Origin of the sequence: Serratia sp. (in: enterobacteria), assembly GCF_051654945.1 — a bacterium.
Classification (GTDB): Bacteria; Pseudomonadota; Gammaproteobacteria; order Enterobacterales; family Enterobacteriaceae; genus Chania.
The window spans coordinates 206,276-225,616 of sequence record NZ_JBOFZA010000081.1 but is presented as its reverse complement, the minus strand read 5'-3'; the positions used below and the strand labels follow the sequence as shown (position 1 = coordinate 225,616).

Here is a 19,341-nt window from a genome sequence, read left to right as displayed (position 1 = left end):
ACCGCAAGCGCCCTGCCGTTTATTATTTCAACAGCCGAACTTTGCAGTTCTTGCCTTTGATCTTGCCCTGCTGAAGCTGTTGCAGCGCTTTACGCGCGCTGGCCTTGCGGATAGCCACATAGGCATGCACCGGGAACATGTCGATCTTACCGACTTCTGCCGCCGTTAGCCCAGCATCACCGGTCAATGCGCCAAGAATATCGCCAGGGCGGATTTTAGCCTTGCGACCACCGTCGATACACAAGGTAACCATTTCCGCTTCCAACGGCGCGTTAGACGCCCCGCTCAGCTCGGACACCGGTGACCATTTTGCGCGTATCGACAAGTATTCTTCGAGAGCATGCACACGCACCATTTCCTGCGGCGTACACAGGCTGATTGCCAATCCGCTCAGACCGGCACGGCCAGTACGGCCAATGCGGTGGACGTGAACCTCAGGGTCAAACGACAGCTCGTAGTTGACCACCAGCTCCAACTCTTTGATATCCAGGCCACGAGCGGCCACATCGGTGGCAACCAGTACCCGGCAGCTACGGTTGGCGAAACGGACTAGTACCTGGTCACGGTCACGCTGCTCCAGATCGCCATGCAAGGCCATGCAGCTGATGTCACGGGCTTCCAGCGCTTCATACACGCTCTGGCAATCACGCTTGGTGTTACAGAACACCACGCAGGATGCCGGCTGATAATGGCGGATAGCACTCACCAGCACCGCAGGGCGTTGATCGCGGGTCGTTTCATAGAAGCGCTGCTCGATAGAAGCCTGCTCATCGCCATCTTCCACTTCCACATTCAGTGGTTCACGTTGCACACGGGCGCTAATGCGCTCAATGCCCGCAGGATAGGTCGCAGAAAACAGCAAGGTTTGGCGCTGTGGCGGCGTATAGCTGATCACATCATCGATATCATCGGCAAAGCCCATGTCCAACATGCGGTCGGCCTCATCCAGCACCAGCACGGTCATCTCGTCCAGCACCAGGGTTTTCTTGCGCAGATGTTCCTGCACACGGCCCGGCGTGCCCACCACAATGTGCGGCGCGTGTACCAGAGAATCGAGTTGCGGCCCCACAGGTTGGCCACCGCACAGGGTCAATATTTTAATGTTCTGGGTAAAGCGGGCCAGGCGACGCAGTTCTTTGCTCACCTGATCGGCCAGCTCACGCGTCGGGCACAGAATCAGTGCCTGGGTGGCCACTTTAGCCACGTTGATTTTATCCAGCAGCCCGATACCAAATGCCGCCGTCTTACCGCTACCGGTTTTCGCTTTGGCACGTACGTCCTGCCCTTTGAGGATGGCGGGCAGCGCTGCGGCCTGTACCGGCGTCATTTCGGCATACCCCAGTTCGTTGAGGTTGGCCAACTGTTCAGCTGGCAGCGGCAGGGAAGAAAAAGAAACTGTGCTCACGGCGATAACTCTTATATAGCAAGTGGAAAGGCGGCGCTGCGGTTGGCAGGCACCGGATCAGGCGCAGATGATAACAGAGTTAGCGGGGTTTCCGGATTTTGGCGTTAAAAAAAGCGACCAAAACTTAATGCAGATCGGTAATCTCCCCTCACCCCAACCCTCTCCCACAGGGAGAGGGAGCTAGTTCGGCGCTGTGGTGAGATGTAGAGACAGTCTGTAGCAAGTTAAATAATTCCACCCGGCTGTCTACGCAATCGTTTTCGTATATACTGCGCGCTCAGTGCAGACCCGTTAATTCATTCAGATCCAGGTATCAGACTATGTTAACTATTGGAACCGCCCTGCGTCCCTCCGCCACCCGCGTTATGCTGTTAGGTTCAGGCGAATTAGGCAAAGAAGTGGCCATTGAATGCCAACGCTTAGGCTTGGAAGTGATTGCCGTCGATCGTTACGCCGACGCCCCTGCCATGCACGTTGCGCACCGCAGCCATGTCATCAATATGCTGGATGGCACCGCGCTAAAAGCGTTGATCGAACAGGAACGCCCGGATTTTATCGTGCCGGAAATCGAAGCGATCGCCACCAGCATGCTGGTTGAATTAGAGCAACAGGGCCACCACGTCGTCCCCTGCGCCGAAGCCACGCGTCTGACCATGAACCGCGAAGGCATTCGCCGCCTGGCCGCTGAAAAGCTGGAACTGCCAACCTCCAGTTACCGTTTTGCCGATAACGAACAGAGCTTCCGCCAGGCGGTGGCCGAGATTGGTTACCCGTGCATCGTCAAGCCGGTGATGAGTTCATCCGGCAAGGGACAAAGTCTGATCCGTGAAGAGCAGCAACTGAGCGCCGCCTGGGAATATGCACAGCTTGGTGGCCGCGCTGGCGGAGGCCGGGTGATTGTGGAAGGGCTGGTCAAGTTTGATTTCGAAATCACCCTGCTGACCATCAACGCCGTCGATGGCGTGCATTTCTGTGAGCCTATTGGCCACCGTCAGGAGGATGGGGATTACCGTGAATCCTGGCAGCCGCAACAGATGTCCGAACTGGCATTAAGCCGTGCTCAGGGGATCGCGGCAAAGGTGGTTAACGCGCTGGGTGGGTTTGGCCTGTTTGGCGTAGAGCTGTTCGTCTGCGGTGATGAGGTGATTTTCAGCGAGGTTTCCCCACGCCCGCACGACACCGGCATGGTCACGCTGATTTCGCAGGATCTGTCGGAGTTTGCGCTGCACGTACGGGCTTTCCTTGGGTTGCCGATTAACGCGATACGCCAATTCGGGCCTGCCGCCTCTGCGGTGATCCTGCCGGAACTGAGCAGTGACAATGTCTGCTTCAGCGGGATGGATACGGCACTACGCGGTTACAATCAGGTGCGGTTATTCGGTAAACCGAACATTGCGGGTAAACGCCGGATGGGCGTGGCACTGGCCGTGGCGCCAGAGGTGGAGCAAGCGGTAGAGCTGGCCAAACAGGCCGCCGCTGCGGTTATCGTGCAAGGGTAAAACCATTGGGGGTTCGGGATGCCGAACCCCGCCAAAGTCAGTAGTTTTCGTCGTGTTCGCTATCTTCGTCCAGATACTCGGTCGGTTCTTCCTGCTGCGGTTGTTCTTCTTCATCGTCGAACATCACGCTAACCTGGTCGCCCTGATGTTTTTCGCGGATTTCCTGCGCCACAATCGCGATGGCTTCTCCGCTGCTCATGCCCTGACTCATCAGCAGATGGATACGTTCAGCAGCTTCCTGCTGTTCTTGGTGACTCAGTGACGGCATACCTGCAAGCATGTCTTTCTCCCCGGTAAAATAGGCGTGGATTATACGCCCTAACGCCGTGGATCCCTACAGCTAGTCTGCAGGGGGGAAGTCTTGTCGCGGTGCCACTGTTTTAAACGATGCAACCACAGCATCACATGCCATGTCTGCTTGATGCCGCGCATATTGGCGAGCATTATCCGATGGATGTCACGCCGGAAGAAATCTTCGGTGATCTGCTGTTGCGCCTGCGGTTCGGGCTCACGCCGGATACTGTGGCAAATGCCTAGCGCCTCGCGCGCGATTTGCCAGTGAAAGGCCGCACAAATCGGTATCTTGCTGCTGTAGCGCTGGTTCAGCGCCGTCAGCATCTCGACGATCTTCATATAGTGGCGCTGATACTCGACGTTCGCCTGCCCGGTACGCCGACGGTTGCTGATCGAACGATCGTGTACCCGCTGGCGATAGAGCGGCTTGCTCAGGTATTTAACCCGTTGGGCATTGAACATCACCTCGGTGGTCCACGGAATATCCTGATGGTGCAGGCCCGGTTCGAAATAGAGCTGATGCTGTTTGATAAAGTCCAGGCGATACACGGCTAGCCAGACCACGTGAATAAAGCGCCTCGATTTCAACGCTGTTTCCAGCCACTGCGCACCAGAAATAACTGAGGTATCTTTTAGTCGTCCACCAGGAATAATCGGTTGCAACTCACCATTACTGGCAAAATAGCGTTCGCCGTTACATTGCATCACGTCCAATTGGTATTCTTCGGCTAATGCCAGCAGCGTTGAATACATTTTTGGATCCACTAAATCATCGGCATCGGGAAACGCGACGTACTTACCACGAGCCACGGCCAACCCGGCATTGCGAGCATTGGATACGCCAGAGTTAGGCTGATCAATGACCGAGATATGTGCGTGTTGCGCAGCATAGCGGTGGGCAATCTCTCCTGAGCCGTCGGTGGAACCATCGTTGACGATGATCACCTCCAGTTGTTGCTGCTGTTGCGCCAACAAAGATTCCAGAAAGGGAATAAACAGCTCCCCAACGTTATGCAAAGGAACAATGACGCTTAATTGTAATGACATTATCGCCCTCACAGGGTCGTGTAAATTTAACGATAACCGGGTGAAATAATTTACGTTTGTATTTATTATTTTACTTATTGAAATATCCGTCCTGAAAATAAATCCGGCGAATATATAACGCTGTTTTTAACATTTAAACTTATTGCAGAAGTTGCAAAAAATGCTCCGTTTAGCCTTCGTTTATACCCTATGGATTTCAAGTTGGCCGCTCTTGCGCATCCATGCGCTCGCGGCATTTGTACATCCTTGTACAGCACAGGCTAGGCGACAAGCTTACCCATCCCCAGGAGCTTACTTTTGGGTAAGTGACTGGGGTGGGACAAATCTGTCGGGAACAGATTTGAACGCTGTACACAGCGGCCCCGAAGGGGTGAGGCCCACGGATGGGCCGAGTAGCCGTGCAGGTAACAACGCTGCAGCTTGAAAGACGACGGGTATACTTTTCACCAGGCTATTCTGTAAGCAGCACGTCGCAGCGTAATGTGGCAGAATGGCTGCCAACACCGCTGTTTCCGTGAGTCAGGTTGATTAAATTCCATGAGTGTCACCACCCCAAACCTTAAGTCGTTGCCCTATACGCGCGAAGCCGTATTGGCGCTGTTCGCCCCGTTGGCACAACAGCCTTGGGCCATGTTGCTGCACTCAGGATTTGCCGATCACCCGCATAACCGGTTTGACATTCTGGTAGCCGAACCGCGCACCACGCTGACCACTCGCGGTAACAACACAGAGATCCAGCAAGGCGACGCTCGCCACCATTCAGCGGAAGATCCGTTTCTGCTATTGCAGCAACAGCTCGATGCCCTCAACCTGCATCCCCCACTGAACGGCGTTCTTCCCTTTCAAGGGGGAGCGCTGGGGCTATTTGGCTATGATTTGGGCCGACGTATCGAAACGTTGCCGCAACTGGCACAGGCCGACACCACGCTGCCGGACATGGCAGTGGGCATTTATGACTGGGCACTGATCGCCGATCATCAGCTACAGCGGCTAATCCTGCTCAGCTACGGAGATGTGGAACAGCGCTGGCAGTGGCTGAACCAACAACCTGTGGTGCCGCAGCCTCCCTTTACCCTGACCGGTAACTGGCAGGCCAATATGACGCGCCAACAATACGGCGAGAAATTCCGGCGTATCCAGAACTATCTGCGCAGTGGCGATTGCTATCAGATCAATTTGGCTCAGCGTTTTGCCGCCCCTTATCAAGGGGATGAATGGCAGGCATTCCAGCAGTTAAGCGCCAGCAACCGCGCGCCGTTCTCCGCGTTCCTGCGTCTGCCGGAAAACGCCGTGTTGAGCGTTTCACCGGAACGGTTCCTGTGGTTGGCCGATCGGCAGATCCAGACCCGGCCCATCAAGGGGACGTTGCCACGCCTTGGCGATGCGACGCAGGATGCCGAACAGGCCCAGAAGCTGGCCAATTCACCGAAAGATCGCGCCGAAAACCTGATGATTGTCGATCTGCTGCGCAATGACATTGGCCGGGTGGCGGAACCGGGCAGCGTCAAGGTGCCGGAGCTGTTCGTGGTTGAGCCATTCCCGGCAGTGCATCATCTGGTGAGTACCATCACCGCGATCCTGCCCGCAAGTCGCTCAGCCACCGAACTGTTACGCGCCTGTTTTCCCGGCGGCTCGATTACCGGTGCCCCCAAAGTGCGCGCGATGGAAATCATCGAAGAGCTGGAACCCCATCGCCGTAACGCCTATTGTGGCAGCATTGGCTACCTCAGCGTCTGCGGTACCATGGATACCAATATCACCATCCGCACCCTGATTGCCGAAAACGGGCGCATTACCTGTTCCGCAGGCGGCGGCATCGTTGCCGATAGCCAGGAACAGGCGGAATATCAGGAAACCTTTGACAAGGTTGGCCGCATCTTGCCACAGCTGGGGGAGTTTACCGTTTCGTGAATTATCAAGATTACCCGCCCTCATTGGCCGATTTTATCAGCCGCTTTCAGCTGCAACTGCCGCAGGCGAAGCGCATCTCCCTGAACTCGCGCCCTGCCGCCGTGCTGATCCCGATCGTTTGCCGGCCAGAACCGACCCTGCTGCTCACCCGCCGTGCCGACTCGCTGCGTAAACATGCGGGCCAAGTGGCCTTCCCCGGCGGTAAAACCGATGCTGAAGATGGCTCACCTATCATTACTGCACTGCGTGAAGCACAGGAAGAGGTGGCGATCCCACCGCAACGGGTGCACATCCTCGGTCAGTTGGCCCCGCTCGACAGCAGCACCGGTTTTCAAGTGACGCCGGTAGTTGGCCTGATCCCGGCAGATGTAGAATTTCATGCCAACGAAGGCGAGGTTGCCGAGGTGTTCGAAATACCGCTACACGAAGCGCTCCGGCTGTCACGCTATTATCCGCTGGATATTCACCGTGGTGGCCACGCACATCGGGTTTATCTTTCCTGGTATCAGAGGCAGTTCGTCTGGGGGCTGACGGCGGCCATTATTCGCCGTCTGGCACAGCAAGTGAGCATCTGAATCCAGCCATTTTAGTGACACACATCACGTTATTGCCGGGATTACCTGACGTTTTGAGTGTAAAGCGATCGCTATCACCCCCACCGCCTGATTTATCAACTACCGTTGCTGCTATCGATGTTTTAAAAAAACTGTAAACTCTCTCTTCAACCTTACGAAATACCTGTAAAATAGCTGCAACCGGAATAAACCACTAATAAAATAAGGATTACTCCGGCAGCGTTGTCAGGCAATAAAAGTCACACCACGGATTATATAATTTCATGCGAAAAGGGCCGCAAAACCCGTACGGGCCTTTTACACTATCGCAGTGCCCTGCGCGGTTTTTAACCGTTGCAGCCATAACAATATGCCTCTTTAAGGAGTTTTAGCGTGATTAGCGTTTTCGACATGTTTAAGATCGGTATCGGCCCGTCCAGCTCTCATACGGTTGGACCGATGAAAGCCGGCAAACAGTTTGTCGACGATCTGGTAAACGAAGGCAAAATGTCTTCCGTCACGCGTGTTGCCGTCGATGTTTACGGCTCACTCTCATTGACCGGTAAAGGTCACCATACCGATATCGCCATCATTCTCGGCCTGGCGGGCAATATGCCCGATACCGTCGATATCGATGGCATCCCGGGCTTTATTCGCGATGTCGAACAACGTCAACGCCTGATGTTGGCCAACGGCCTGCACGAAGTCGATTTCCCCCGCGACGGCGGCATGGTATTCCGTAGCGACAATATGCCGCTGCACGAAAACGCCATGCAGATCCATGCCTTCGCTGGCGACCAGCAGATCTACAGCAAGACCTATTACTCCATCGGTGGCGGATTTATCGTTGACGAAGAGCATTTCGGCAAAGCCGAAACTAACGAAATCTCGGTTCCCTACCCGTTCAACTCCGCAAGCGAAATGCTGGCCCACTGCAACGCCACCGGTCTTTCCCTCTCTGGGATGATCATGCAAAACGAGCTGGCATTGCACAGCAAGCAGGAGATTGAGACCTACTTTGGCAACATATGGCAAACCATGCGCGCCTGTATCGATCGCGGTTTGAACACCGAAGGCGTGCTGCCTGGCCCGCTGCGGGTTCCACGCCGCGCCTCCGCGTTGCGCCGCTTGCTGGTTTCCTCAGACAAACTGTCCAGCGATCCAATGAACGTGATCGACTGGGTCAACATGTTTGCGCTGGCGGTAAACGAAGAGAATGCCGCCGGTGGCCGTGTAGTGACCGCTCCAACCAACGGAGCCTGTGGGATCGTCCCTGCGGTATTGGCTTACTACGATCATTTCATCGAGTCCGTCAGCCCGGAAACCTATGTGCGCTACTTTATGGCATCCGGCGCGATTGGTACGCTGTATAAAATGAACGCCTCGATTTCCGGTGCCGAAGTGGGCTGCCAGGGCGAAGTGGGCGTGGCCTGTTCGATGGCCGCTGCGGGCCTGGCCGAGCTGCTTGGTGGCAGCCCTGAGCAGGTTTGCATCGCCGCTGAAATCGGCATGGAACATAACCTGGGCTTGACCTGCGATCCCGTTGCTGGTCAGGTGCAGGTTCCTTGCATCGAGCGTAACGCCATTGCCTCGGTGAAAGCGATCAACTCGGCGCGCATGGCACTGCGGCGCACCAGCGAGCCGCGCGTGTCGTTGGATAAGGTGATCGAAACCATGTACGAAACCGGTAAAGATATGAACGCCAAGTATCGCGAGACCTCTCGTGGTGGTCTGGCGATCAAGGTGCAGTGTGACTGATTAAGCCTGTCCCCCGCGCCGTCATTGGCGGGGTGAACATGCACGACCGTACGGGTGCCGCCATGCGCGCACCCGTTTTAATATCCAACTGACCACCTCCCCCTTCAGCCTATTAATCCCCCAAATCCCCCCGTCGATCGCGCCAAGTGAAATAATTTGTTGAGTTGCCATCAATTTTCCATCCGAACAGGCTAGAATTAGCCATGCATTGAATGAATGAGTTTGTGCCTGGAAGTGGCTCAGGCTGATTGACTGAACAAGGACTTACCGGATGTTGATGACCCAACTTGCCGCATCGAAATACCGCTATTACCGTTGGCTCCTCGCTGGCGCGGTTGGGTTGGCTATTTTGTTGATTTCCCTGTATACCCGCTATTATCAGGAAGTGCGCAATACCGAACAGAACCAACGGATTTTGACCAGCCGGGTGATCACCAAACTCAACGAATTGCTGCTTCCCGCACAACAACAGGCGGTGCGTACCATGTCGCTGGTCGGGCAGCCTTGTGATTCGGTGATGCCGACGTTACGCTTCCGCGCCGCGCAAAATCAGGCGCTGCGCTCGTTACTGCTGGTTCAGGACGGCACGATTTACTGCTCCAGCCTGTTTGGTCAACGCCACTATGTGTTTGGCATCCTTTTTCCCACCATGACCAACGGTGACATGCAGTTAGCGCTGCGCCCCTCGCTCACGGTGGCAAAAGGAACGCCTACGCTGGTGCTCTGGACGCCATTGCCTAACAAGAAGGACAGCGGCGTCCTGCACGTTTTCAATATCGATCTGCTGGCCAATTTTCTGCTTGAACCGCAAGAACCCTATGCTCATCGGGTAGCGCTGAACGTGGGTGCCAACAGCCTTGAGTATGGCCAGCGGGAAATTACCCTCAGCGATCCCAAGGCCGAAGGCCTGCAATACACCGCCAAGTCCGCCAAGTATCCCTTCTCCATTTCGCTGTTTGGCCCCGATGCGCGCACTTTGGCGCTGGCCGCATTACCTCGCCATATCCCTCTGGCGCTAATGCTGAGCATGCTGGCGGCCTACGTGGTCTATCTGATCACCGCCAACCGCATGAGTCTGTCTTATCATATTGGCCACGCCATTACCCATCGCGAATTTCGGGTCTATTGCCAGCCGATTATCAATAGCGATAACGGCCGCTGTGTCGGGGTCGAAACCCTGATGCGCTGGAAGAACAAACGGCAAGGCTGGATTTCACCGGACGTGTTTATCCCGCTGGCCGAACAGCACGCCCTGATCATTCCTCTGACGCGTTATCTGATGACCACGGTGGTAGAAAACCTCAACCTGTTTCCGCCTCGCCCCTCGTTCTATATCAGCATCAACGTCGCGGCAGAGCATTTCAATACCGTCAGCATCATTGATGACATCCGCCGGATCTGGCTGCCCGCCCATCCAATGCCCTCACTGATGCTGGAGCTCACCGAACGCACCGCCCTGTCGGAAATTCAATATGAGCAGATTAAGACCCTCAAAGAGATGGGGATCATGCTGGCGATAGACGATTTTGGTACCGGCCACAGTTCACTCAGTTACCTGAAAAAACTCAGCCCGGACGTGTTGAAGATCGACCGTGGCTTTACCGCCGCCATCGGCACCGACGCGGTCAATGCTACCGTAACCGACACGATCATTACGCTGGCACAGCGTCTGAAGCTTAAATTGGTGGCCGAAGGGGTAGAAACGGCGGAACAGGCTGAGTATTTGCGTTCGCGGGAGGTCAATGCCTTGCAGGGGTATTATTTCGCCAAACCGATGCCGATCAACGTGTTTCCTTTGTGGCTACAGCAGTACGAAACTCGTCAACGCGTGCTGCATCAGCAGCCACCAGCAGATAAAAAGCCGTGATGCCCCTCACCCCAACCCTCTCCCAAAGGGCGAGGGAGCTGGCCGGAGGGCTTTGTTAGCCCGTGCAACTTCGGGAAGTAGGGAGTAAAGGTATTACCCAGAAATATCAATGAACTCGATCGGTCCCCTCCCCCTGTGGGAGAGGGAGTTGGCCGGAGAGCTTTGTTAGCCCGTGCAACTTCGGGAAGTAGGGAGTAAAGGTATTACCCAGAAATACCAATGAACTCGATCGGTCCCCTCTCCCTGTGGGAGAGGGTTAGGGTGAGGGGTCGATCAGTTACTCACCTTGTTCGTGCAGTGGTTTCACCTTGGTGATACTCACCAGCTCGATGCGATAATCCGAGATCTCAAGGATTTCGAAGCGCAGGTCGTGAAGTTCGACCACGTCCCCCACCGTTGGCATCTGGCCGGAGTGAGAGAGCAGGAAGCCCGCCAGCGAGGCATAATCCTCGGTGGGGCTAACCAGATCGTCACAGTCCAATGCCTGCTCCAACGAGTGCAGGTCCGCCCCGCCTTTCACCAGCCAGCGGTCGCCATCTTCGATAATATCCGGCGTTTCATCTTCGTCCGGGAACTCACCGGCAATCGCTTCCAGCACGTCTAACGGCGTAACCAGGCCCTGCACCACACCAAACTCGTTGGTCACCATGACCAGGCGGCCCTTGGCCCGGCGCAATACCGCCAGCAGCTTGATCACGTCCATGGTTTCCGGCACCACGATAGGAGGAGTCCGCGCAGCAAACTCGGCGATGTCCACGCCCTGATCCAACGCGACCAGCAGATCCTTGGCACGCACTACGCCGATAAACTCGTCCAGCTCATAGCGGCAGACCGGGAACAGGCTATGCGGGGTATCCAGCAGCTGTTCGCGCACCTCATCACGGGAGCGTTCGCAGTCTACCCACGAAATCTCGGTGCGCGGCGTCATCACGCTGCGCAAGGTACGGGAAGCCAACGTCAGCACGCCGCTGATCATATAGCGTTCTTCCTGCGCAAAGGTTTCTTTCACTTTACGCAGGTCGTCCTCTTCCACTTGCTGCTGGGTACGCTGTTGCCCCATCAGGCGCATAATCGCTTCAGCCGTGCGCTCACGCATCGGGCGACGGGATTCGTGTTTGATATAGTTGCGCCGCGCAATCTGGTTGAACATCTCGATCAGGATCGAGAAACCAATCGCCGCATACAGATAGCCTTTCGGTATATGTACACCAAGACCTTCGGCAATCAGGCTCAGGCCGATCATCAGCAGGAAGCTCAAACAGAGCACCACGATGGTCGGATGGGCGTTCACGAAGTTGGTTAAAGGTTTCGAGGCCAGCAACATCACCGCCATCGCAATCACTACCGCTGCCATCATGATCGGCAGGTCGTTGACCATCCCGACAGCCGTGATCACCGCGTCAAGCGAGAACACCGCATCCAGGATAACAATCTGCACCACTACCGCCCAGAATTTGGCGTAGCCACGGTTGGCTCCTTCCTGGTGGGAACTTCCTTCCAGCCGTTCATGCAATTCCATAGTGGCTTTGAACAACAGGAACACCCCACCAAACAGCAGGATCAGATCGCGGCCTGAGAAAGCGAATTCCCCGATGCTGAACAGCGGTTTGGTCAGCGTCACCATCCACGAAATCACCGACAACAACCCAAGGCGCATCAGCAAAGCTAATGAAAGACCGATAATGCGCGCTTTATCGCGCTGCTTGGGTGGCAGTTTGTCAGCCAGGATGGCGATAAATACCAGGTTATCGATACCCAACACGATTTCCAGCACTACCAGGGTCAATAACCCGGCCCAAATCGAGGGGTCCATTAATAATTCCATATCAGACTCCGGAACAAAGACAGGTTGGTTGAGCGGTGCTCAGACGTGGGGAAGCAAACGCAGAGGTGGCGTTAGCGATAACAGGAAGAAAACGGGATTGCAGTACCGGGAAGCGGCCAATAGGCCGAACGAGCGTTGCAGTGCCAACAGGTGGCGGGTGAAACCTTGTAAAACAGTAACTTCGGTGACAGTCCATAGGGAGGGCTGAGGCCCTTCACTCCTTGGTAATGAAAGAAGAATGCACTCTAACAGGAAATTTTTCAGTGGAAAAGTGGCTTTGTTCACTTTCATCCTCATTCTGTCACCTCGTTGCTGTTTAATCCCGCAAACTAATCATTCGGCTTAACCGATCCACCAATAGCGGAGCAGCGTCACAAAATTTATTTTTTCACGCACTAAAATAAATAGCGTTAACGGGAATTAACGGCCACAGGTTTTTGAAACTGCGTGATAAATGTTAAGTGTGAGTTTCTTTTTTTCTACCATAATGTATTTGAACCAACGAATCTGAACCGCGGAAGTGACTGCCAGGATGGTGAAGGATAAAGACACAATCCGTGCCTTAAGTTCAACGAGGAGGTAGCGAGTGGCAATAGCTATTATCATCGGCACACACGGGACTGCAGCGGAACAACTGCTGAAAACAGCAGAAATGCTATTGGGTGAGCAAGCCAACGTCGCCTACATAGATTTCGTTCCCGGTGAAAATGCTGAAACGTTAATTGAGAAATACAATGGGAAAATCAGCGAGCTCGATACCAGCGATGGCGTCCTGTTTCTGGTAGATACCTGGGGCGGTAGTCCGTTTAATGCGGCCAGCCGTATCGCAGTAGATAAACCACACTATGAGGTTATCACCGGGGTTAACATTCCCATGCTGGTGGAAACGTTCATGGCCCGTGATGACAACCCAAGCTTCGACGAACTGGTCGCGCTGGCGTTGGAAACCGGCCGTGAAGGCGTAAAAGCGCTGAAAAAACCGGTGGAAGAGAGTGTTAAGCCCGTCGCTCCACAGAGTGTGTCCACCGCCAAAGCCGCTGCACCACAGGCGCCTCTCGGCCCCAATGACCACATGAAAATCGGCCTGGCTCGTATCGACGACCGCCTGATCCACGGCCAGGTTGCCACCCGCTGGACCAAGGAGACCAATGTCAGCCGCATCATCGTCGTCAGTGATGAAGTGGCCGCCGATCACGTCCGCAGAACCCTGTTGACTCAGGTTGCCCCTCCAGGTGTTACCGCCCACGTGGTGGATGTCGCCAAAGCGATCCGCGTCTGGAACAACCCGAAATACGCTGGCGATCGCGTGATGTTGCTGTTCACCAACCCAACCGACGTGGTGCGTCTGGTGGAAGGTGGCGTCGATATCAAATCGGTGAATATCGGTGGTATGGCGTTCCGCCAGGGTAAAACCCAGGTCAATAACGCCGTATCCGTCGATGAACAAGACATCGCAGCGTTCAAGAAGTTAAACGAACGCGGGATCGAACTTGAAGTCCGTAAGGTCTCTTCCGACAGTCAGCTAAAAATGATGGACCTGATTAACAAACTGAATTAATGGCCTGCGTCGTTAATTTTTTACTCAGAGCTCTTTGGTCATAGGAGAAGTGCAATGGAGATCACCACTCTTCAGATTGTACTGATATTTATCGTTGCCTGTATCGCCGGGATGGGTTCCATTCTGGATGAGTTTCAGTTCCACCGCCCGCTAATCGCCTGTACCTTGATTGGTCTGGTTCTCGGTGACATCAAAACCGGTATCATCATCGGCGGTACGCTGGAAATGATTGCCTTGGGTTGGATGAACATCGGGGCGGCGGTCGCACCGGATGCCGCATTGGCGTCTATCATTTCCACCATTCTGGTTATCGCCGGTGGGCAAAACATTGGTGCCGGTATTGCGCTGGCTATTCCGCTGGCAGCGGCAGGTCAGGTACTGACCATCATCGTCCGTACCATCACCGTAGCCTTCCAGCACGCGGCAGACAAAGCGGCGGAACGGGGCAGCCTGAACGGCATTACCCTGATCCACATCTCTGCCCTGCTGCTGCAAGCCATGCGTGTCGCCATTCCTGCGTTGATCGTTGCGGTCTCTGTCGGTACCGCTGGCGTCCATGCCATGCTTAACTCCATTCCGGAAGTCGTGACGGGTGGCCTGAACATCGCCGGTGGCATGATCGTGGTTGTCGGTTACGCAATGGTCATCAACATGATGCGTGCCGGATACCTGATGCCATTCTTCTACCTGGGCTTCGTTACCGCTGCCTTCACCAACTTTAACCTGGTCGCACTCGGCGTGATCGGCGTGGTGATGGCGGTGCTGTACATCCAGCTCAGCCCTAAATACAACAAGTCTCAGGTAGTTCAGGCCCCTGCCGGTGCCAACGACCTCGATAACGAATTGGACTAGGAATAGGTGAAAGAAATGGTTGATACAACGACTCAAAAGAAACTGACACCTGCCGATATTCGTGGCGTATTTATACGCTCTAACCTGTTCCAGGGTTCATGGAACTTCGAACGTATGCAGGCGCTGGGTTTTTGCTTCTCGATGGTGCCGGTGATCCGTCGCCTGTACCCGGACAACAACGACGAGCGCAAGCAGGCGATTAAACGCCACCTTGAGTTCTTCAATACCCAACCGTTCGTTGCAGCTCCAATCCTTGGCGTGACCATGGCGATGGAAGAAGAACGAGCCAACGGCGCACCGATCGACGATGCGGCCATCAACGGCATCAAAGTTGGTCTGATGGGACCATTGGCCGGCGTGGGTGACCCAATCTTCTGGGGTACCGTGCGTCCGGTATTTGCCGCACTGGGGGCCGGTATTGCCATGAGTGGCAGCCTGCTTGGCCCGCTATTGTTCTTCGTGCTGTTTAACCTGGTACGCCTGTTGGTTCGTTACTACGGCGTTGCCTACGGTTATCGCAAAGGGGTCGATATCGTTAGCGATATGGGCGGCGGCTTCCTGCAAAAACTGACGGAAGGAGCGTCCATCCTCGGCCTGTTTGTCATGGGGGCCTTGGTCAACAAGTGGACGCATGTGAATATCCCGCTGGTGGTGTCGAAAATCACCGACCAGACCGGGCAAACCCACGTCACCACGGTGCAAACCATCCTTGACCAGTTGATGCCTGGCCTGGTGCCACTGCTGCTGACCTTCGGCTGTATGTGGCTGCTGCGCAAGAAAGTCAACGCGTTGTGGATCATTATCGGCTTCTTCGCCATCGGTATCTTCGGTTACTGGATCGGTCTGTTAGGCCTGTAATAGCAATTAACAGCCGGGGGGCAACCCCCGGTTTTTTTATTTATGGAGTGGTGAGATGTCGCTGACCGATAGCGTAATCCTGATTTTTATTGTGCTGATGCTGGCTTATGCGCTGTATGACGAGTTCGGCATGAACCTGCTGAAAGGCAAAACGCTGTTAAAGGTCCAGTTAAAACGCAGTAACCGTGTGGACTGCCTGATTTTCGTCGGCCTGGTCGCTATCCTGATCTACCAAAACGTCACCAGCCAGGGAGCACCGGTAACCACCTACCTGTTAATTTCCTTAGCCTTGATGGCCTTGTATATCTCCTATATTCGCTGGCCCAAGATGTTGTTTAAAGCCACCGGTTTCTTCTATGCCAACGCGTTTATTGACTATCGGCGGATAAAAGCGATGAATTTATCCGAGGACGGTTTTCTGGTTATTGATTTAGAACAGCGCCGGTTATTGATCCAGGTTACTCACTTGGATGATCTGGAAAAAATCTATAATTTTTTCCTTGAGAATAAATGAGTTACAAAAACATCAGTGTTTATTGATTAATTTAAACTAATATATTGGATAATTAATCGGCAAGGCCGGTGTGGTTTTCGCTTATTATTTCCACACCGTTGATGCAACTATCGCCATTATTACCCTCAGTCAACGCGTTAATGAAAATAAGTCTCAATTTCACCCAATATCTCGATGAAATTAAACGTTGTCCGCAGCAAAAATATTATGGTATGGTTGCGCCGTCATTGGGGAGTAGCCGGTTTCTGGGGTGTTATAACCAGAAACGCCCGTATCAACATACTCGTTTCGTCAGCGAAACGTGGTGCGGGCAGCCTGATAGAAGTAGATAGGTTGGCGAGACCATAGGCACGTAACTCCGTCGTAAGGTTGGGGGTGGGTTGCGTGTATATGGAGCCACCCGGCCGAGACTCTTTCAATGAACCTTTCCGCAACTCTTATCCTGGCTTTTGGCATGTCTATGGACGCGTTTGCTGCGTCAATCGGCAAAGGTGCCACTCTGCATCAACCGCGTTTTCGCGAAGCTATCCGTACCGGTCTGATCTTTGGCATCATTGAAGCCATTACCCCGCTGATCGGCTGGGGGATCGGGCTGTTTGCCAGCCAATACATCATGGAATGGGACCACTGGGTCGCCTTCAGCCTGCTGTTTATTCTTGGCGCGCGGATGATCGTTGAAGGGGCCAAAAACAAACCGGAAGCAGAAAAAGTCACTCGTCACGGCTTCTGGGTGCTGGTCGCGACGGCCATTGCCACCAGCCTGGATGCGATGGCGATCGGCGTGGGTCTGGCGTTCCTGCAGGTGAATATCCTGCATACCGCGATGGCGATCGGTATGGCAACCATGATCATGGCGACGCTGGGGATGATGGTTGGCCGGTATATCGGCCCGCTGTTGGGCAAGCGTGCAGAAATTCTTGGCGGTGTGGTGTTGATTGGGATTGGCTTTAATATCCTGCTGGAGCACTTGGGCTATCTGGCATAGTTCTGTGTTACCCCCCTCACCCTAACCCTCTCCCCAAGGAGAGGGAACCGATTGTGCCACTACTTAATTCCCGCGCCAGGTTTCAGCTTTTAATGCGCTAAACCCACACCGAACCTGACAGCAACTCCGCACTGCTCCCTCGCCCTTTGGGAGAGGGTTGGGGTGAGGGGAAGCAGGTTAACCATTTCCGGCCTTTAGCCTCGGCGGTATAAGCGGATAGCGAAATCCGTCTCGCAGGCAAACGTGGCCATGTCGAGCAAACCTTGCTGCACCTCTGGCGAAGCTCGCCAGGCAAATGGCGTCATCTGCAATAGGTTGGCGGCCTGCTCCCCCGGCAGTGACATCGGATAAGCCAATTGCTCGGCCAATTCACAACTAAAGCCCGCAAGTTGCTCATCATGCTCCGCATGCAGCTGTACTTCCTGATACACCTGCTGTTTGAGCTGATAAAGATGACGCGGCCCCGGTGACACTGTCACAACCACCCCACCCGGCTTCACTACCCGCGCTAATTCTTCCGCTTTACAAGGTGCATAGATGCGTAACACAGCATCGAGCGACGCCTCGGCAAACGGCAAGCGATGGCTGGAAGCCACGCAGAAAGAGACTGCCGGGTAGCGTTTGGCCGCCGAACGGATGGCCACCTTGGCAACATCCAGGCCATACACCGCCACAGCCCGCTCCTGAGATAACCGTTCCGCCACGGCAGCCGTGTAATAGCCTTCGCCACAGCCGATATCCAGCAGCGCCCGTGCCTCATCAGACAAGGCGCCCGCTAGCAGCTCGGCCACCCGCTGTTGCAACGGCTGATAATAGCCACCATCAAGAAACGCGCGGCGGGCCTGCATCATCTCGGCACTGTCACCAGGCTGTTTCGAGCGTTTGTGCTGCACCGGCATTAAATTGACATAGCCTTCTTTGGCGCGGTCGAATTGATGGTTATTTTCGCAGCGCCATTGCTGGTTGGCGAACTCAAGCGGTTGGAAACACAGGGGGCACTGATAAGGCATGGATTGGATCCCAGAGAGACATGGCGCGGCTAGTCTAAAGAAGGCTTATCGTTGATGCAAGGCAGTAGCCATCCGATTAAAAAGCTGGTTACACTGATTACCACTCTCAGCCACAGGTAAAAATGTGTTATGACCGACTACTCCCCGCTCCTCAGTGGCGTTCCTGGCATCGCTCATGGCTTTGGCAATAAAGGTGCTCTGCTACCAACCCCGTTAGCGCCTTACCGCAGCATGCTGCCCGAGAAAAAACAGGTTCACGGCACGCGCATCGTCGATATCCATCAGCCGGGCCAACAGTGTGGCGAAGCCGACGGCTTTTTCACCCGCGAGCCGGGGATCCCGATCACGGTATTAACCGCAGACTGCCTGCCGGTGATTTTCAGCCGTAAAGACGGTAGCGCCATTGCTGCGGTACATGCAGGCTGGCGTGGCCTGTTGGATGGCATTCTGGAGCAGATGGCCCAACGTATTGGTCTTGATGACGATACCGCCAACTGGGTGGCCTCTATCGGCCCCGCAGCGGGCCCTTGCTGCTATCAGGTTAACCAGGAGCTGGTCGAGCAGTTTCAACAGAGGCTGCCCATGCCAGCAGATCTGATCAGCCCGAGTCACCGCCATCTGGATCTGGCCGCCATCGCCGTAAACAAGCTCCACGCCCTGGGATTCGCCGCGATCGATCACGCAGGCTCTTGTACCATCTGCACGCTTAACAGCGACCCACGACAGCCCCAGCGCTTTAAATACACCAGCTATCGCCGCAACAGCCATCGTCGTGAACAAGATCCCAGCCATCCGGGGATTAAAGGCCGCAATCAATATTCCGGCATCATCATCACCGGTTGATATTCGCCAGTGCCAGAGACGAAAAAACCCGCACTAAGGCGGGTTTTTTGTTCAGCTGACGCTGATTAGATTGCAGTAACGTTTACTGCAGATGGACCTTTCTGGCCATCTTGGATTTCGAACTCAACGTTCTGGCCTTCAGCCAGGGTTTTGAAGCCGTTACCCTGGATTGCAGAGAAGTGTACGAACACGTCTTTGCTGCCGTCAGCCGGGGTGATGAAACCGAAACCTTTAGACTCGTTGAACCACTTAACTTGACCTTTGATCTTTGCCATCTTGAGTATTTCCTTTGGATTGTTTAAACCGCCCGTAGGCGTTACATAGACAAACTAGAGTCGTTACTGCTTGAGGCACTAAGATAAGGATCGGCAGAGAAGCGGTATTCAACGCTAACGTCTTTACTCAGAACTTCTTTACTGAAAATGCCACACATATACAGAACTGTACCTCGTTTTACCCAAGTGCGTTATCACATACTCTGGAATCGATGGCAAGCCATTTTTAATCACTCATGGACGTGTCGCACATATTTGAAACGGTCAACAGCAAGAATAGCTTAAA

General features: G+C 54.5%; 18 protein-coding genes and 1 riboswitch. Of the genes, 11 read left to right on the top strand and 7 right to left on the bottom strand.

The genetic code is table 11. The annotated features are described in order from the left end of the window. Positions 1-22 precede the first annotated feature (22 nt). Positions 23-1,405 carry an ATP-dependent RNA helicase DbpA gene (gene dbpA / locus ACRDCA_RS17425; RefSeq protein ID WP_438690667.1) on the bottom strand — a complete coding sequence of 461 codons (1,383 nt, stop codon included), beginning with the start codon at positions 1,403-1,405 and terminating at the stop codon, positions 23-25. A gap of 320 nt (positions 1,406-1,725) precedes the next feature. Here dbpA and purT point away from each other — a divergent pair, with 320 nt between their 5' ends. Next, positions 1,726-2,904 carry a formate-dependent phosphoribosylglycinamide formyltransferase gene (purT, locus tag ACRDCA_RS17420; RefSeq protein WP_438690666.1) on the top strand — a complete coding sequence of 393 codons (1,179 nt, stop codon included), beginning with the start codon at positions 1,726-1,728 and terminating at the stop codon, positions 2,902-2,904. Positions 2,905-2,941: 37 nt separating this feature from the next. On the opposite strand, the gene ACRDCA_RS17415 is transcribed toward purT, so the two are convergent. Both ACRDCA_RS17415 and ACRDCA_RS17410 read right to left on the bottom strand, forming a co-directional pair. Next, positions 2,942-3,184 (bottom strand): YoaH family protein, encoded by a 243-nt coding sequence (locus tag ACRDCA_RS17415; protein ID WP_438690665.1) that lies wholly within the window; start codon positions 3,182-3,184, stop codon positions 2,942-2,944. 38 nt (positions 3,185-3,222) lie between these two features. Continuing rightward, on the bottom strand, positions 3,223-4,245 hold the full coding sequence (locus ACRDCA_RS17410; protein ID WP_438690664.1) for a glycosyltransferase: 1,023 nt from the start codon (positions 4,243-4,245) through the stop codon (positions 3,223-3,225). A gap of 537 nt (positions 4,246-4,782) precedes the next feature. Here ACRDCA_RS17410 and pabB point away from each other — a divergent pair. From pabB to ACRDCA_RS17390, 4 genes are all read left to right on the top strand, one after another. Next, on the top strand, positions 4,783-6,156 hold the full coding sequence (gene pabB / locus ACRDCA_RS17405) for an aminodeoxychorismate synthase component 1 (RefSeq protein WP_438690663.1): 1,374 nt from the start codon (positions 4,783-4,785) through the stop codon (positions 6,154-6,156). Then, positions 6,153-6,731, top strand: a complete 579-nt coding sequence (locus ACRDCA_RS17400; protein WP_438690662.1) for a CoA pyrophosphatase — start codon at positions 6,153-6,155, stop codon at positions 6,729-6,731. The genes pabB and ACRDCA_RS17400 overlap by 4 nt, the downstream gene beginning before the upstream one ends. 372 nt (positions 6,732-7,103) lie before the next feature. After that, on the top strand, positions 7,104-8,468 hold the full coding sequence (sdaA, locus tag ACRDCA_RS17395) for an L-serine ammonia-lyase (RefSeq protein WP_438690661.1): 1,365 nt from the start codon (positions 7,104-7,106) through the stop codon (positions 8,466-8,468). Positions 8,469-8,739: 271 nt separating this feature from the next. Further along, positions 8,740-10,335 (top strand): EAL domain-containing protein, encoded by a 1,596-nt coding sequence (locus tag ACRDCA_RS17390; protein ID WP_438690660.1) that lies wholly within the window; start codon positions 8,740-8,742, stop codon positions 10,333-10,335. A gap of 277 nt (positions 10,336-10,612) precedes the next feature. Here ACRDCA_RS17390 and ACRDCA_RS17385 read toward each other — a convergent pair whose 3' ends face one another. Then, on the bottom strand, positions 10,613-12,160 hold the full coding sequence (locus ACRDCA_RS17385; protein WP_438690659.1) for a TerC family protein: 1,548 nt from the start codon (positions 12,158-12,160) through the stop codon (positions 10,613-10,615). 586 nt (positions 12,161-12,746) lie between these two features. Here ACRDCA_RS17385 and manX point away from each other — a divergent pair. The 5 genes from manX to mntP all read left to right on the top strand — a co-directional run bounded on the left by manX (position 12,747) and on the right by mntP (position 16,927). Further along, positions 12,747-13,718 carry a PTS mannose transporter subunit IIAB gene (gene manX / locus ACRDCA_RS17380; RefSeq protein ID WP_438690658.1) on the top strand — a complete coding sequence of 324 codons (972 nt, stop codon included), beginning with the start codon at positions 12,747-12,749 and terminating at the stop codon, positions 13,716-13,718. 54 nt (positions 13,719-13,772) lie between these two features. Further along, a complete protein-coding gene (locus ACRDCA_RS17375; RefSeq protein ID WP_438690657.1) occupies positions 13,773-14,570 on the top strand; it encodes a PTS mannose/fructose/sorbose transporter subunit IIC in 798 nt (265 codons plus the stop codon). 15 nt (positions 14,571-14,585) lie between these two features. After that, on the top strand, positions 14,586-15,428 hold the full coding sequence (locus ACRDCA_RS17370) for a PTS mannose transporter subunit IID (protein ID WP_438690656.1): 843 nt from the start codon (positions 14,586-14,588) through the stop codon (positions 15,426-15,428). A 55-nt stretch (positions 15,429-15,483) separates the two neighbouring features. After that, positions 15,484-15,942 carry a DUF986 family protein gene (locus ACRDCA_RS17365; protein ID WP_438690655.1) on the top strand — a complete coding sequence of 153 codons (459 nt, stop codon included), beginning with the start codon at positions 15,484-15,486 and terminating at the stop codon, positions 15,940-15,942. 217 nt (positions 15,943-16,159) lie between these two features. After that, a riboswitch (yybP-ykoY riboswitch) is annotated at positions 16,160-16,349 on the top strand. 11 nt (positions 16,350-16,360) lie between these two features. Continuing rightward, positions 16,361-16,927: a manganese efflux pump MntP gene (mntP, locus tag ACRDCA_RS17360; protein WP_438690654.1), complete on the top strand. Its 567-nt coding sequence runs from the start codon at positions 16,361-16,363 to the stop codon at positions 16,925-16,927. A gap of 194 nt (positions 16,928-17,121) precedes the next feature. Here the strand turns inward: mntP and rlmA are convergent, their stop codons facing one another. Continuing rightward, positions 17,122-17,937: a 23S rRNA (guanine(745)-N(1))-methyltransferase gene (gene rlmA, locus ACRDCA_RS17355; RefSeq protein ID WP_438690653.1), complete on the bottom strand. Its 816-nt coding sequence runs from the start codon at positions 17,935-17,937 to the stop codon at positions 17,122-17,124. A 129-nt stretch (positions 17,938-18,066) separates the two neighbouring features. Between rlmA and pgeF the strand changes: the two genes are divergently transcribed. After that, positions 18,067-18,780, top strand: coding sequence for a peptidoglycan editing factor PgeF (pgeF, locus tag ACRDCA_RS17350; RefSeq protein WP_438690652.1), 714 nt, complete (start codon positions 18,067-18,069; stop codon positions 18,778-18,780). Between the two features lie 65 nt (positions 18,781-18,845). Here the strand turns inward: pgeF and cspE are convergent, their stop codons facing one another. After that, the gene (cspE, locus tag ACRDCA_RS17345; RefSeq protein ID WP_002221949.1) at positions 18,846-19,055 is read right to left on the bottom strand and encodes a transcription antiterminator/RNA stability regulator CspE; all 210 of its coding nucleotides are present in this window, start codon (positions 19,053-19,055) and stop codon (positions 18,846-18,848) included. 41 nt (positions 19,056-19,096) lie between these two features. Continuing rightward, the gene (locus ACRDCA_RS17340) at positions 19,097-19,213 is read right to left on the bottom strand and encodes a DUF2627 domain-containing protein (protein ID WP_002211058.1); all 117 of its coding nucleotides are present in this window, start codon (positions 19,211-19,213) and stop codon (positions 19,097-19,099) included. Positions 19,214-19,341: the final 128 nt, after the last annotated feature.